Below are 13,060 nucleotides of genomic sequence, written 5' to 3'. Positions count from 1 at the left end.
AGACACGCAGCGTGAGTTCCCCCCGACCGCCCGCCTTCCCGCCCCTCTTCCCTGCCCTTGCCGCGGCCCCCGATCTCCCAGCCCTGCGCTTCGGCGAGCGCTCGCTGACGTACGCCGAACTCGCCGCCACGGCAGGTTCCCTGGCCGCCTCGATCGGCTCGGCGCGCCGGGTCGCGCTGTGGGCGACGCCGACGCTCGAAACCGCCGTCGGCGTGGTGGCCGCGCTGCTCTCCGGTGTGCCCGTCGTGCCGCTGAACCCGAAGACCGGCGAGCGCGAGCTCGGACACATCGTGGCGGACAGCGCGCCGTCGGTGGTGCTCGCGGGGCCGGGTGATGAACTGCCGGAGCCTCTGCGCGCGTTGGAGCGTAAGGACATCAATCTCACCGGCGTCACGACCACCCCTGAAGCGCCGGTCGAGCCCGACCCCGAGTCTCCCGCCCTGATCGTCTACACCTCGGGCACCACAGGGCCGCCCAAGGGTGCCGTGCTGCCACGCCGGGCCCTCGCCACCACCTTGGACGCCCTTGAGGACGCCTGGCAGTGGACGTCCGACGACGTGCTGGTGCACGGGCTCCCGCTGTTCCACGTGCACGGGCTGATCCTCGGCATCCTCGGGCCGCTGCGCCGAGGCGGTTCCGTACGGCACCTGGGCCGGTTCTCCATCGAGGGCGTGAAGAAGGAACTCGCCGACGGGGCAACGATGTTGTTCGGCGTGCCCACCATGTACCACCGCATCGCGGAGGCGCTGCCCGGCGATCCGGGGCTCGCCAAGGCGCTGTCCGGCGCGCGGATCCTGGTCTCCGGGTCCGCCGCGCTGCCCGTGCACGACCACGAGCGGATCGCGGCGGCCACCGGGCGCCGGGTGATCGAGCGGTACGGCATGACGGAGACCCTGATGAACACGAGCGTGCGGGCCGACGGCGAACCCCGCGCGGGAACCGTCGGGGTGCCGTTGGCCGGTGTGGAACTGCGCCTCGTGGACGAGACGGGCGCCGAGACCGCGGACCCGCGGGAGGTCGGCGAGATCGAGGTGCGCGGCCCGAATCTGTTCACCGAGTACCTGAACCGGCCCGACGCCACCGCCGCCGCCTTCACCGCCGACGGCTGGTTCCGCACCGGCGACATGGCGTTGCGCGACGACGACGGCTATGTGCGCATCGTCGGCCGCAAGGCCACCGACCTCATCAAGAGCGGCGGCTACAAGATCGGCGCGGGCGAGATCGAGAACGCCCTGCTTGAGCATCCGGGTGTACGAGAGGCCGCCGTGACCGGGGAGCCCGACGACGACCTGGGCGAGCGCATCGTCGCCTGGATCGTGCCGACGGACCCCGAACAGCCGCCGTCGGAGCGCGACTTGGCGGACCATGTGGCCGCGCAGCTCGCCCCGCACAAGCGCCCTCGGGCCGTGCGCTATCTGACGGAGCTTCCCCGCAACGACATGGGGAAGATCATGAAGCGGTCTCTCCATGCCTGAGCCGATGCCTGACGGCCCGGCGCTCCGCCTGACGGCCCGCGCGGCCATCACCTCCGTGGCAGATCAGGACAGCTTCCGTGAACTCTTCCCTCCCGATGCGGAGTTCAGGGACACCGGCTCCCGCCCGGACGGCCCGCTCGCCTGGCAGGGGTACGCGCAGTCCCGCGCCCGCGCCGAGGAGCGTACCGGCGAACGGGAGTCGGTGGTCTGCGGCACCGCCACCGTCGGCGGCACCCGGGCGGTGATCGTCTCCTTCGAGTTCGGCTTCCTGGGCGGCTCCCTCGGTGAGCGCACGGGCGACCGCCTGGAGGCCGCGCACCGTCACGCCCGGGACCACCGGCTGCCCGTCGTCTCGCTGATCGCGACGGGCGGCAGCCGTATGCAGGAGGGCATGCGCGCCCTGGTCCAACTGCAGCGCGTGGCCCGGCAGTCCGAGCTCACCGGTGCGGCGGGCCTCGCCCGGATCGCGGTCCTTCGCGATCCGACCACAGGCGGCGGCTGGGCCACCCTGGGGGCGGGTGCCGACCTGATCCTCGCCCTGCCCGGCAGCCAGGTCGGCTTCGCCGGGTCGCGGGTGCGGCCCGTGGACACGGACCCGGCCGCGTACACCGCCGAGGCCCAGCTGGCGGCGGGGGCGATCGATGACGTCGTACGCCCGGAGGAGCTGCGCGAAGCGCTGGCGTTGCGCCTGGGGCTGCTGGCCGCCGCTCCTGGGGCCGTCCGCCCTCTTACCGACGGGTCCACGTCTGCCGCCCCCGACCCCCCCGGCGCACTCGGCCGCTCCGACCTGCCCGCCACCGGCTGGGAAGCCGTCAGCCGGGCCCGAGCACCCGAACGGCCGCGCGCCGACGCCTACTTGGACGCCTACTTCACGGTCCGGGCACCGCTGCGCGGCGACCGGTGTGGCGGCACGGACCCGGGGATGCTCTGCGGTTTCGGGCGGCACGAGGGGCGGACGGTCGCCTACGCGGCGCAGTGCGGGACCGCGACGACGCCCGCGGGGTACCGCACCGCGGCACGTCTTGTCCGGCTCGCGGGGCGTCTCGGCATCCCCGTCCTGACGCTCGTCGACACGCCGGGTGCCGCGAACGGGGCGGAGGCCGAACGGGCGGGCGCGGGCGCGGCGATCGCCGATCTGTTCGCCGCCGTCGCCACGGCGCCGGTGCCGGTCACTTCCCTGGTCATCGGTGAGGGCGGCTCCGGCGGGGCGCTCGCGCTCGCGTCACCGGACAACCTCTGGGCGACGCCGGACAGTTACTTCTCGGTGATCGCCCCGGAGCAGGCCGCCGCGATCCTCAAACGAGGGAAGGGGGAGATCCGGTCGACGGCGGAGCAGCTGCGTCTGCGCCCACAGGATCTGGTGGAACTCGGTGTAGCCCGGGGCATTGTGACGGCAAGTCATTATGACTGATCAGCACCGCGCGCGGCGCTCTGCGCGAGGGCATGTCGCCGCGCGGTTCTTACGGACCCGTGACGAAGCCCCGTCGGTGCCCGTCGCCGATGCTCGGCGCGCCTAGCGTGGGCCGCATGCGCGTACTTGTCACCGGCGGCGCCGGGTTCATCGGATCGCACGTGGTCGAAGCACTCACCGAACGCGGGCACGAAGTGGTGGTGTACGACGCCCTGCTGCCCTCCGCGCATGCCGATCCGCCGCGGCCGCCCCACGGCCAGCGGTGGACCGTCGCCGATGTCCGGGACCGGGACGCGGTGCGGGGCGCGCTGCGCGGGGTGGACGCGGTCTGCCATCAGGCGGCGATGGTGGGGCTCGGCAAGGACTTCGCGGACGCCCCCGAGTACGTCGGCTGCAACGACCTGGGCACGGCCGTCCTGCTCGCCGCGATGGCCGATGCGGGGGTACGTGAACTGGTGCTCGCCGGGTCGATGGTGGTGTACGGGGAGGGGCGGTACGAGTGCTCCCGGCACGGTGTGGTCCGGCCCGGACCGCGCGCGGCGGCGGACCTGGACGCCGGGCGCTTCGAGCCCCTCTGCCCCGACTGCGGGGCCGAGTTGAGGCCTGGCCTGGTGGGCGAGGAAGCGCCTGCCGATCCGCGCAATGTGTACGCGTCGACCAAGCTGGCGCAGGAGCATCTGGCCGCCGCGTGGGCGCGGGCGAGCGGTGGCCGCGCGGTGTCGTTGCGCTACCACAACGTGTACGGCCCCGGCATGCCGCGCGACACCCCGTACGCGGGTGTGGCCTCGTTCTTCCGCTCCTCGCTGGAGCGGGGCGAGGCGCCTCAGGTCTTCGAGGACGGCCGCCAGCGGCGGGACTTCGTGCACGTACGGGATGTGGCGGCGGCGAACGCGATGGCGCTGGAGGCGGTGCGCGAGCGGGAGGCGGGGGCGTTCACGGCGTACAACACCGGCAGCGGTGAGCCGCACACGGTCGGGGAGATGGCCCGCGAACTGGCGCGGGCGTTCGGCGGCCCGGCTCCGGAGGTGACGGGCGAGTACCGCCTCGGGGACGTCCGCCACGTCACGGCGGACTCGGGACGACTGCGGTCGGAACTGGGATGGCGAGCGGAGGTGGCCTTCACGGAGGGAATGACATCCTTCGCGAAGGCACCACTACGGGGGTAGCGGACAGTCCCCCCTCTCCGCTTCGCGGGCGACCGTCCTGGGGCTGCCCCGCGTCACCCGTGGGGCTGTTACGCCTTTGCCGTTGGCAGCGTTACCTCGAAGCGGCAGCCGCCCGCCACGTTGCGTACGGCCGTCCGGCCCTGGTGGGCCTCGACGATGCCTCGTACGATCGCGAGGCCGAGGCCCGCGCCCGCCGGGGGTGTGCGGGACTGGCTGCCGCGCCAGCCGGTGTCGAAGACGCGGGACAGGTCCTCCTCCGGGATGCCGCCGCAGCCGTCCGTCACAGACAGGACCACGCCCTCCGGGGAACGCTCCGCCGCCACCGCCACCGTCCCGTCCGCCGGCGTACGGCGGATCGCGTTGATCAGGAGATTGCCCAGGACGCGGCTCATCTCCTTGCTGTCGACCTCCACCGGGACGGCCTCGACGCTGTCGCCGACGAGATGGACCCGGAGCTCGCGGGCGAGCGGATCGACGCCCGCGAGCGCGTCGCCCACGAGGTCGTACACGGAGATGCGGGCGGGCGAGAGAGCCAGCGCGCCCGCGTGGATGCGGGAGAGCTCGAAGAGGTCTCCGACCATGGAGTTGAGGCGTTCGACCTCGGTGCGGATCTGGCGCAGGTAGCGGTCCGGTTCGGCGGCCACGCCGTCCTCCAGCGCCTCGGACATGGCCCGCAGTCCCGCCAGCGGGGTACGCAGGTCGTGCGAGATCCAGGCGACCAGTTCGCGTCGGGACCGCTCCAGGGCCCGCTCGCGATCCCTCGACTCGGCGAGCTTGGCGCTGGTCGACTCCAGCTCCCGCGTGAGCGCGGCGAGTTCGGCGCTGACGGGTTCGGGCGGCGCCGCGAAGCTGCCGCCGTCACCGAAGGAACGGGCCGCCAGGGTCAGGGCCTTGCTGCGGGCGACCACCCAGCGGCCGAGCAGCAGCGCGGTGGCGAGCGAGACGACGGCGGCCATCGCCACGACGATGGTGACCACCTTCAGGTCGTGCGGCGACAGGAACATCTCCCAGGCCACGGCGAGCGTACCGGCCAGCATCGCGAGCACCGCGACGGCCGCCACGACGGTCATCGCCACCACGAGGGAGCGGTGCCGCAGCTGGCGCAGCGTCAGGGCGCCGAGCAGCCCGGCGCTCGCGGCGCCCAGGAAGGCGAACAGGGCGATGAGGATGATGTCCTGCATGAGGGTCAGCCTTCGGCTCGGGGCGGCACGCCATCGCCCTGGGGGTCTTGGAGTCCGGGCGGGACCTCACCGGCCGGTACGTCAAGGCGGTAGCCCAGGCCCCACACGGTCTGGATGAGCCGCGGCCGGGCCGGGTCGTCCTCGACCTTGCCGCGCAGCCTGCGGACGTGGACCGTGACCGTGGACAGGTCGCCGAACTCCCAGCCCCACACTTCCCGCATCAGCTCTTCCCGCCCGAAGGCCTGCCCCGGATGGCGCAGCAGGAAGGCGAGGAGGTCGAACTCCCGCAGGGTGAGGGCGAGTTCCGTCCCGTCCTTCGTCGCGCGGCGCGCCGCCGGGTCCAACCGCAGACCCGCGGCACCCAGCGTGGCGGCACCCCCCTCGGTAGCGCGTGCGGCGTGGCTTCGCCGCAGCACCGATTCCACCCGCAGGACCAGCTCGCGCGGGCTGAACGGCTTGGTGACGTAGTCGTCGGCCCCCACCTCCAGGCCCAGGATCCGGTCGTCCTCGTCGCCACGGGCGGTGAGCATGATGACGGGCACCGGGCCCTTGACGCGCAGGCGGCGGCACACCTCCAGGCCGTCCATGCCGGGCAGCATCAGATCGAGGACGACGAGGTCCGGCCGGAACACCCCGGCGCGCTCCAGCGCGCCGGGGCCGTCCTCGGCGCGGTCGACCGTGTAGCCGCCGCGCTCCAGATAGCCCGCGACGACCTCGGCGACGGTCGGGTCGTCGTCCACGACGAGCACCCGAAGCGCGGTGGGCGCGGTGGGCCCGGCGGGCGGGTGGTCCTGCGGTGGTGGCTGCATGCCGCAAGCCTCGCACCTGCGGCGCGCAGACCTGCCGGTCAGACCTGATTCCGGTTGCCGACGTCCCTGTTTCGTAAGAACCTCAAGTCCAATATGTCCGGTTCGGATTCATAGGGTGAGTCACATGACCCCCTCCCCCTCCGCGGAACCTGATGTACCTGACGTCCCCGACCCGCCCGGCTCTCGCGCTGTTCGGGTCGATGTCATCCTGCCCTGCCTCGACGAGGCCGCGGCGCTGCCCTGGGTCCTGGAACGCGTTCCCGACGACTGGCGGGCCGTCGTCGTCGACAACGGCTCCACCGACGGTTCACCGGACATCGCCCGGGCCCTGGGCGCCACCGTCGTACGGGAGCCGCAGCGCGGCTTCGGGGCCGCATGCCACGCGGGCCTCACGGCGTCCGACGCGGACATCGTGTGCTTCTGCGACTGCGACGCCTCCCTCGATCCCGGGCTGCTGCGGCCCTTCGTACGCAGCGTGAAGGACGGGGCAGCCGATCTGGTCGTCGGACGGCGGCGCCCGCAGGGCCGCGGGGCCTGGCCACCGCACGCACGCGCGGGCAACCTGGCGCTCGCGCGGATGCTGCGGCGGCGAACCGGCGTACGACTGCACGATCTGGGCCCGATGCGGGCGGCACGGCGCGAGGAGCTGCTCGGCCTTGACCTGACCGACCGGCGCAGCGGATATCCGCTGCAGATGGTCGTACGGGCGGCCGACGCCGGCTGGCGGATCGAGGAGCGGGACGTGCCGTATCTGCCGCGCGCCGGAAAGTCGAAGGTCACGGGGACGTGGCTCGGGACGTGGCACGCGGTGCGCGACATGCGGGCGGTACTGGCGGAGGCCCCGCAGGCGACCCCCGCAGGCCCTGCGCGGCGAGCGTCGGGCGGTGCCGCGTGACCAGCTACAACAAGCCCCTGCTCGGCCCCGGCAACGAACCACTGCCGGGCCGGACGAAACCACTCTGCGCTCCGCCCCGCCACACCGCACCCACGAAGCCACCGCAAGCAGCCGCCGCCCACACCCAGCAAGCGACGGGCAGGACACACCCCACCCCACCCCTCAACACCGCACCCGCGACACCACCACAGGCAACCCCCGCCACCCATCCACACCAAGCGAGGGGCGCCGCCGCATGACCACCAACACCACCACCCACGGAACAACCCTCCTCGTCATCGCCAAAGAACCACTCCCGGGACGGGTCAAGACGCGCCTCACCCCGCCCTACACCCCCGAGGAAGCCGCCGAACTGGCCGCGGCCTCCCTCACCGACACGCTCAACGCCGTACTCGCGGCGCCCGCCCGCCGGCGCGTGCTGGTTCTCGACGGGCAGCCGGGGCCCTGGCTGCCTTCCGGCATCGAGGTGGTGCCCCAGTGCGCGGGCGGCCTGGACGAACGGCTCGCCGCGGCGTTCGCCTGCTGCACCGGGCCCGCACTCCTGGTCGGCATGGACACCCCCCAGCTCACCCCCGGCCTGCTCGCCCCCGCGCTCGGCCCCGACGCCTGGCAGGACTGCGACGCCTGGTTCGGGCCCGCCGTCGACGGCGGATTCTGGGCGCTCGGCCTGGCCGGGCCCGATCCGCGGCTGCTGCGCGGCGTCCCCATGTCGAGGCCCGACACCGGCGCCCTGCAACGGGCCCGGCTCACCGACGCCGGCCTGCGGGTGCGCGAGCTGCCCCTGCTGCGCGACGTCGACACGGCCGACGACGCCGGGAAGGTCGCCGAAGCCGCGCCGGGCAGCCGGTTCGCCGCCACGCTCGCCCGCCTCGCGACGGCGGCCGGGCACCCGGGCCGGGGCAGTGGCCGATGAGCACGGCGCCGCCGGACACCGGCCTGCGCAGGACGGCCCCCGCGGCCGCGCCCTGGCACGCGGATCCCTACACCAATGCTCTGCGCAACGGCCACGGCCCGTTGTTCCTGCGCCGCAGCGACGGCTGGCTGCTGCCCCTCGACGTCGAACGCTGGTGCGCGAGTGCCGACGCGGCTGACCTCTCCGCGTTGCGCCGCTGCGAGGGCAGCGTCCTCGACATCGGCTGCGGCCCCGGCCGCCTGGTGGCCGGGGCAGCGGCCGGAGGCCATCGCGTCCTGGGAGTCGACGTCAGCCAGGCAGCCGTCGACCACACGATCCGGCTCGGAGGCACCGCCCTCCTCCGCTCCGTCTTCGACGCGCTTCCCGGCGAAGGGCGTTGGGGGACCGCCCTGCTCATCGACGGCAATGTGGGCATCGGCGGAGACCCCACCGCGCTGCTCACGCGGGTTTTCCAACTTGTCGCCCCTGAGGGACTTTTGATCGCCGAGACCGCGCCGATGGACGTCGACGAGCGGGTGGAGGTGCACGTCGACGACGGGCACGGCGCACCGGGCGAGCTGTTCCCCTGGGCCCGTCTCGGCACCCCCGCCCTACTGCGCCACGCCCGTCCGCTCGGCTGGAACCCGGCCGATCAGTGGACCACCTCGGGCCGCTCCTTCCTCGCGCTGCGCCGCGCGCGCCGGGTCTGAACCACCCGGCACAGTGCCGCTCCCGCGAACAGCAGGGCCGTGACGGCCAGCCAGCGAGCGAGGAAGACGCCGGCGGGGAGCCCGGTGGCCGACTCATAGCGCTCCACCTGTCCGGCGACGAGCGGGAACCACACCAGCAACAGCAGCCCGGACAGGAAGGCCGGAACACGCACGAAGTTGATCCACCCCCCGCCGACCCGCTCCCCGCGCCCCCGCCGCCCGGCGACGGCCCGCAGTGCCCGGTCGGCGAGTGCGTACGCGGGCACGAACAGCAGATCATGCACCAGCGCCGCGCCGACGAACCAGACGGCGACCAGCAGCCAGTCGCCGTCCAGGAGGCGCATCCCCGCGTACCCCGTGAGCGCGAACGAGGCGAGCAGCACGAGGAGTTGCAGCGGCCCCTCGCCGTACCACCGCCTGAAGACCGGGAGCCGACGCGCGAGACCAGTCATCACAGCTCCCCGAAGGTCAGGCGGGAGACCCACTTGGTGTTGAGCACGCCGGGGGCGGCCGGAACGATGATCCGCGCCGGATAGCCGTGGTCCGGCGACAGATCCTCCCCGTTGACGTGCAGGGCGAGGAGGGACCTCGGGTCGCGGACCTGGTTGTCGCGCAACGCGGCCTTGCGGAAGGCCCCGTGGCGCTGCAGGGACTCCACGAGCACGCCCGGAGGGTCCTCGTCGAACCCGGCAAGGGCCGCGAGGTCGCGCAGCCGCACGCCGCGCCACCACTGGTCCGATGTCGACCAGCCCTCCACGCAGGCGATGGGCAACGCTGCGCTGTGCAGAGGCAGTTGGAGCAGATCGTCACGAGACAGTCTGACGTCTCCCCGTGGTCCGCCGACGACGAGCCGCCACAGCTCACCCGTGTCCCGCCGCTCGATGCCCACCCTCGCGGCCGTCTTGTTGATCTGAAAGCCGTTCGGTCCGCTTCCCGGATCGCCGCCACCGTGCGGGGCGAACAGGGCGGTACGCCGCAGGGGCCCGTCGAAGTTCTGCCCCGCCGTCGTCACGAACAGCAGGGCGGAGCCCGCGCCGACCATGCCGAGCGCTCCCCGCCGCGACACGGTCGGCTCGGCGGCCCTTGGCGCCACCAGACCCGCTTCGTCGGGCGGCTCAGGGCGCGTATCCCGCAGCCGTTCGCGCCACCCCTGCTCCCGCAGGATCCGTGCGACCTGGGGCAGGCGCAGCACGACATGAGTGACGAACGCGCCGAAGAACACCCAGGCGCCGTAGAAGTGCAGCGGATAGAACGAGCCGGGAAAGAGGTACTCCAGCTGGACGTTGAGGACACCGGTGACGAACTCGAACAGCGCGCCGCCGACCAGCAGGAGCAGCGACACCCGCTCAAGGGCGTGCCCCACCGACCGCGCCGGGGGCAGCGCGAAGAGCTTCGGGATCACCGACCACAGCTTCGCGAGGAGCACCGGGATCAGTGTGATGCCCACCGTGACGTGCAGGCCCTGGTTGAGGCGGTAGAGCCAGTGCGGGTCGGTCGGCCAGTCGAAGAGGTAGAAGCCGAGGAGGCCCTTGTCCGGTGTCTTGTCGTTGACGGGTGACAGGTTCGGGTTGTACGCCGCGTACGACAGCAGGCCGGTCACGAACAGCACCGTGACACCGGCCAGCAGTACGACGCCGAGAACCGAGGTGAGCCAGGGCCCGCGCAGCGGGCTGCGCCAGAAACCGGGGTCGGTGGGAGACGTGACGCGTGGTGCTGGGGGCATGAAACGACCGTATGCCGGACCCTGTCGTCCAGCGGGGCCACGACTCATGACAAAACGCTGACGTCATCCCTCGGAGCCCGTTCGCACGCGCCACCTGCGCCTACCGTGCAGACGTGAGCACCACAGAGCGCACAGGACGCCCCCGTGACCCGGCCCCTGAGCGCGGCGGGCGCCGCCGTGACCTGGCAGCTGCCGGGGTCGCGGCGCTGCTCGTCGCCGCGGCCGTCGTCGTCGGCGCCTCCATCGAGCACGCGGACGGCACCCTGCACCTCAACTGGCCGCCCCTGTACGCCCAGTGGGACCCGCACGTCGGGCCGGGCACGCCCGCCGCGCTCGCGGTCGCCGTCGCGGTGATCGCGTACGGCCCGGCCCTCGCCGCCCGGCTCTCCTGGCGGGCGCTTCTCCTCACCGCGTGGACCGCTTCGATGGCCTGGATCTGGTCGCTCGCGCTGATCGACGGCTGGCACCGGGGCGTGGCGCGGCGGCTCACCACCAAGTACGAGTACCTCCAGGTCATCGACCGTTTCGAGGACATCCCGGCGACGCTGCGGGACTTCACCCGGCACATCCTCATCGATTCCCCCGACCGCTGGCCCGCCCACACCGCGGGCCACCCGCCCGGCGCCACCCTCACCTTCGTTCTCCTTGACCGCGTCGGCCTCGGGGGCGGTGCCTGGGCCGGGGCCTTCTGCATCACGGTGGGCAGCACCGCCGTGGCGGCCGTCCTGATCACCGTGCGCGCGCTGGCCGACGAGGCGACCGCCCGACGGGCGGCTCCCTTCCTCGTCCTGACCCCGGCCGCGATCTGGGTCGGCGCCTCCGCGGACGGCTACTTCGCCGCCGTAACCGCCTGGATGATCGCCCTGCTCGCACTGGCATCGACGCGCGACGTCCGCTCCCCCGCCGCCGCGGCACTCGGCTCGGGGCTGCTGTTCGGCCTCACCTGCTATCTCTCGTACGGCCTGACGCTGTTCGCCGTCGTCGCCGCCGCCGTCCTGCTGATCACCCGCACCCTGCGCCCGCTCCCGCTGTTCCTGGCAGGGGCAGCCGCGGCCCCGCTCGTCTTCACTCTGGCGGGCTTCGACTGGTGGGAGGCGTACCGCCTGCTCGTCGAGCGCTACTACCAGGGCGCGGGCGGCATCAGACCGTACGCCTACTTCGTCTGGGCCAACCTCGCCTGCACGGTGCTTGTCGTCGGCCTCGCCACGGTCGCGGGTCTCCGCAGAACGGTGGCTTCGGCGCCCGGCGCGATCAGCCGCCTGCGCGCCGGCCGGACAACGCCGGCCGACCGCTTGGTCGTTCTTGTCCTGGCCGCCCTCCTCGCCCTGCTTGCTGCCGACCTCTCCGGGATGAGCAAGGCGGAGACAGAGCGCATCTGGCTGCCGTTCGCCACGTTCCTGACGGCGGCGACCGCACTCCTGCCGAAGGCGGGTGCGCGCCACTGGCTCGGCGCACAGGCCGTACTCGCGCTCACGCTGAACCACCTGCTGTTCACGGGCTGGTGAGGGCGCGACGCTCACCGTCCTCGCCGCCGTGGACCGCGTCCGCGGGCCGCGGCACGGCCGGTTCGGGGAGGGTGCGGAACAGCAGCCAGCTCAGCACGGGCATCAGGGCCAGGGGTGCCAGGGCGGTTCGCAGGGACGTCGCGTCGGCGAGGCTGCCGATGAACGGACTCACCAGACCACCGACGCTGACGGTCAGTCCGAGCGTGATCCCGGAGGCGGTGCCCATGCGGGAGGGCAGGTAGTCCTGCCCGAGCGTGACCTGCAGCGAGAAGGGGACGTACAGACCGGCCGAGGTCAGCGCCACGCACAGATACATCGCCGGGCCGGGTACGAACACCACACCCGCCACACATACGGCCGTGAGCAGATACGACCAGCGCGCGACGGTGACCCGGTCCCAGCGGTCGGCCAGCTTGCCGCCCAGCACGGAGCCCACCGCACCGCCGAGGTAGAGCACGAACAGCGCCGCGGTACCGGCCGCCGCGCTCCCGCCCATGCGCTCCTCGGCGAACAGTGAGATGAAGGTGCTGAGGCCGATGAAGACTATCGACCGGCACACCACGGCCAGCGACAGCTTCACGAACGACGCCCGGTCGTCGTCCCGGGCCGTCGTCATCGCCGTACCGGCCCCGGCGTCCTGTCGTTGCTTCTCCAGCGCACGCAGCACGGGCAGGCACAGCACGGCGCCGACGAGCGCCGGCAGCGCAAGCAGTGGCGTCAGGCGCAGACCTCCCGTCGCCACGACAGCGGTGACCAGGAGCGGGGCCGCCGCGAAGCCGAGGTTGCCGCCGAGCGAGAACCAGCCCATCCCGCTGTGGCTGCCCCGGGCGGCGAGCCGGGCGACGCGTGCGGACTCGGGGTGATAGGCGGCCACGCCCACCCCGGACACCGCCACGAACACCAGGGTCAGCGCGTAGGAGCCGCTCACCCCGCTCAGCGCGATGCCCACACCGCCCAGCAGCGTGCTGACCGGAAGGAGCCACGGCATCGGCCAGCGGTCGGTGAGGACACCGAACAGCGGTTGCGCCACCGAGGACAGCAGGGAGGCGGCGAGCACGATGCCCGAGACGGCGGCATAGCTGTAGGCGCGCTCGGCGACGAAGAACGGCACCAGGGACGCCACGGCACCCTGGTACACATCGACGCAGGCGTGCCCGGCGGACAACAGAGTGATGGATGTATTCCTTCGCACCCCGTCATCGTCGACGCCGGGCACCCTGTCGCACTTCCGATAATCTGCCAGAAGATGCCGATGTTCCGCCACGTTCCGTCATGCTCTGCCAGCAGCCCGGA

12 protein-coding genes are annotated in these 13,060 nt (G+C 72.9%); 7 read left to right on the top strand and 5 right to left on the bottom strand.

Features of this window, described 5'->3' with window-relative positions:
* Positions 1 to 11: 11 nt before the first annotated feature.
* The 3 genes from E5671_RS38705 (at position 12) to E5671_RS38695 (ending at position 4,052) form a co-directional block, all read left to right on the top strand.
* Positions 12 to 1,475: an AMP-binding protein gene (locus E5671_RS38705; protein ID WP_160508875.1), complete on the top strand. Its 1,464-nt coding sequence runs from the start codon at positions 12 to 14 to the stop codon at positions 1,473 to 1,475.
* Positions 1,468 to 2,886 (top strand): carboxyl transferase domain-containing protein, encoded by a 1,419-nt coding sequence (locus E5671_RS38700; RefSeq protein WP_237330330.1) that lies wholly within the window; start codon positions 1,468 to 1,470, stop codon positions 2,884 to 2,886. Before E5671_RS38705 ends, E5671_RS38700 begins: the two co-directional genes overlap by 8 nt.
* A gap of 116 nt (positions 2,887 to 3,002) precedes the next feature.
* Complete coding sequence (locus tag E5671_RS38695; protein ID WP_160508873.1) at positions 3,003 to 4,052, top strand: NAD-dependent epimerase/dehydratase family protein; 1,050 nt, start codon at positions 3,003 to 3,005, stop codon at positions 4,050 to 4,052.
* A 68-nt stretch (positions 4,053 to 4,120) separates the two neighbouring features.
* Here the strand turns inward: E5671_RS38695 and E5671_RS38690 are convergent, their stop codons facing one another.
* Both E5671_RS38690 and E5671_RS38685 read right to left on the bottom strand, forming a co-directional pair.
* Positions 4,121 to 5,233, bottom strand: coding sequence for a sensor histidine kinase (locus tag E5671_RS38690; protein ID WP_160508871.1), 1,113 nt, complete (start codon positions 5,231 to 5,233; stop codon positions 4,121 to 4,123).
* A gap of 5 nt (positions 5,234 to 5,238) precedes the next feature.
* Positions 5,239 to 6,042 carry a response regulator transcription factor gene (locus E5671_RS38685; RefSeq protein ID WP_160508869.1) on the bottom strand — a complete coding sequence of 268 codons (804 nt, stop codon included), beginning with the start codon at positions 6,040 to 6,042 and terminating at the stop codon, positions 5,239 to 5,241.
* A gap of 124 nt (positions 6,043 to 6,166) precedes the next feature.
* Between E5671_RS38685 and E5671_RS38680 the strand changes: the two genes are divergently transcribed.
* From E5671_RS38680 to E5671_RS38670, 3 genes are all read left to right on the top strand, one after another.
* Positions 6,167 to 6,937, top strand: coding sequence for a glycosyltransferase family 2 protein (locus tag E5671_RS38680; RefSeq protein ID WP_160508867.1), 771 nt, complete (start codon positions 6,167 to 6,169; stop codon positions 6,935 to 6,937).
* Between the two features lie 235 nt (positions 6,938 to 7,172).
* Entirely contained in the window at positions 7,173 to 7,850 is a 678-nt protein-coding gene (locus E5671_RS38675; RefSeq protein WP_160508864.1) for a TIGR04282 family arsenosugar biosynthesis glycosyltransferase, read from the top strand.
* Complete coding sequence (locus E5671_RS38670) at positions 7,847 to 8,539, top strand: class I SAM-dependent methyltransferase (protein WP_160508862.1); 693 nt, start codon at positions 7,847 to 7,849, stop codon at positions 8,537 to 8,539. The genes E5671_RS38675 and E5671_RS38670 overlap by 4 nt, the downstream gene beginning before the upstream one ends.
* Here E5671_RS38670 and E5671_RS38665 read toward each other — a convergent pair.
* Together E5671_RS38665 and E5671_RS38660 are read right to left on the bottom strand one after the other, a co-directional pair.
* Positions 8,482 to 8,991 carry a hypothetical protein gene (locus E5671_RS38665; protein WP_160508860.1) on the bottom strand — a complete coding sequence of 170 codons (510 nt, stop codon included), beginning with the start codon at positions 8,989 to 8,991 and terminating at the stop codon, positions 8,482 to 8,484. The two genes, E5671_RS38670 and E5671_RS38665, sit on opposite strands and share 58 nt — an antisense overlap.
* Positions 8,991 to 10,262, bottom strand: a complete 1,272-nt coding sequence (locus E5671_RS38660; RefSeq protein WP_160508858.1) for a molybdopterin-dependent oxidoreductase — start codon at positions 10,260 to 10,262, stop codon at positions 8,991 to 8,993. Before E5671_RS38660 ends, E5671_RS38665 begins: the two co-directional genes overlap by 1 nt.
* 113 nt (positions 10,263 to 10,375) lie before the next feature.
* On the opposite strand from E5671_RS38660, the gene E5671_RS38655 reads away from it, so the two are divergent.
* A complete protein-coding gene (locus tag E5671_RS38655) occupies positions 10,376 to 11,767 on the top strand; it encodes a hypothetical protein (protein ID WP_160508856.1) in 1,392 nt (463 codons plus the stop codon).
* Here the strand turns inward: E5671_RS38655 and E5671_RS38650 are convergent.
* Positions 11,754 to 12,959: an MFS transporter gene (locus tag E5671_RS38650; protein WP_160508854.1), complete on the bottom strand. Its 1,206-nt coding sequence runs from the start codon at positions 12,957 to 12,959 to the stop codon at positions 11,754 to 11,756. The two genes, E5671_RS38655 and E5671_RS38650, sit on opposite strands and share 14 nt — an antisense overlap.
* Between the last annotated feature and the right edge of the window lie 101 nt (positions 12,960 to 13,060).

Origin of the sequence: Streptomyces sp. BA2 (assembly GCF_009769735.1) — a bacterium.
In the GTDB taxonomy this organism is placed as follows: domain Bacteria; phylum Actinomycetota; class Actinomycetes; order Streptomycetales; family Streptomycetaceae; genus Streptomyces.
The sequence above is the reverse complement of the archived record's forward strand: the minus strand, read 5'-3'. Positions and strand labels throughout refer to the sequence as shown.

What these genes read in the sequence shown, in the direction of transcription:
- E5671_RS38700 (WP_237330330.1), top strand. Translation starts at nt 1,468, where the DNA reads ATGCCTGAGCCGATGCCTGACGGCCCGGCGCTCCGCCTGACGGCCCGC.
- E5671_RS38695 (WP_160508873.1), top strand. Translation starts at nt 3,003, where the DNA reads ATGCGCGTACTTGTCACCGGCGGCGCCGGGTTCATCGGATCGCACGTG.
- E5671_RS38690 (WP_160508871.1), bottom strand. Translation starts at nt 5,233, where the DNA reads ATGCAGGACATCATCCTCATCGCCCTGTTCGCCTTCCTGGGCGCCGCG.
- E5671_RS38685 (WP_160508869.1), bottom strand. Translation starts at nt 6,042, where the DNA reads ATGCAGCCACCACCGCAGGACCACCCGCCCGCCGGGCCCACCGCGCCC.
- E5671_RS38680 (WP_160508867.1), top strand. Translation starts at nt 6,167, where the DNA reads ATGACCCCCTCCCCCTCCGCGGAACCTGATGTACCTGACGTCCCCGAC.
- E5671_RS38675 (WP_160508864.1), top strand. Translation starts at nt 7,173, where the DNA reads ATGACCACCAACACCACCACCCACGGAACAACCCTCCTCGTCATCGCC.
- E5671_RS38670 (WP_160508862.1), top strand. Translation starts at nt 7,847, where the DNA reads ATGAGCACGGCGCCGCCGGACACCGGCCTGCGCAGGACGGCCCCCGCG.
- E5671_RS38665 (WP_160508860.1), bottom strand. Translation starts at nt 8,991, where the DNA reads ATGACTGGTCTCGCGCGTCGGCTCCCGGTCTTCAGGCGGTGGTACGGC.
- E5671_RS38660 (WP_160508858.1), bottom strand. Translation starts at nt 10,262, where the DNA reads ATGCCCCCAGCACCACGCGTCACGTCTCCCACCGACCCCGGTTTCTGG.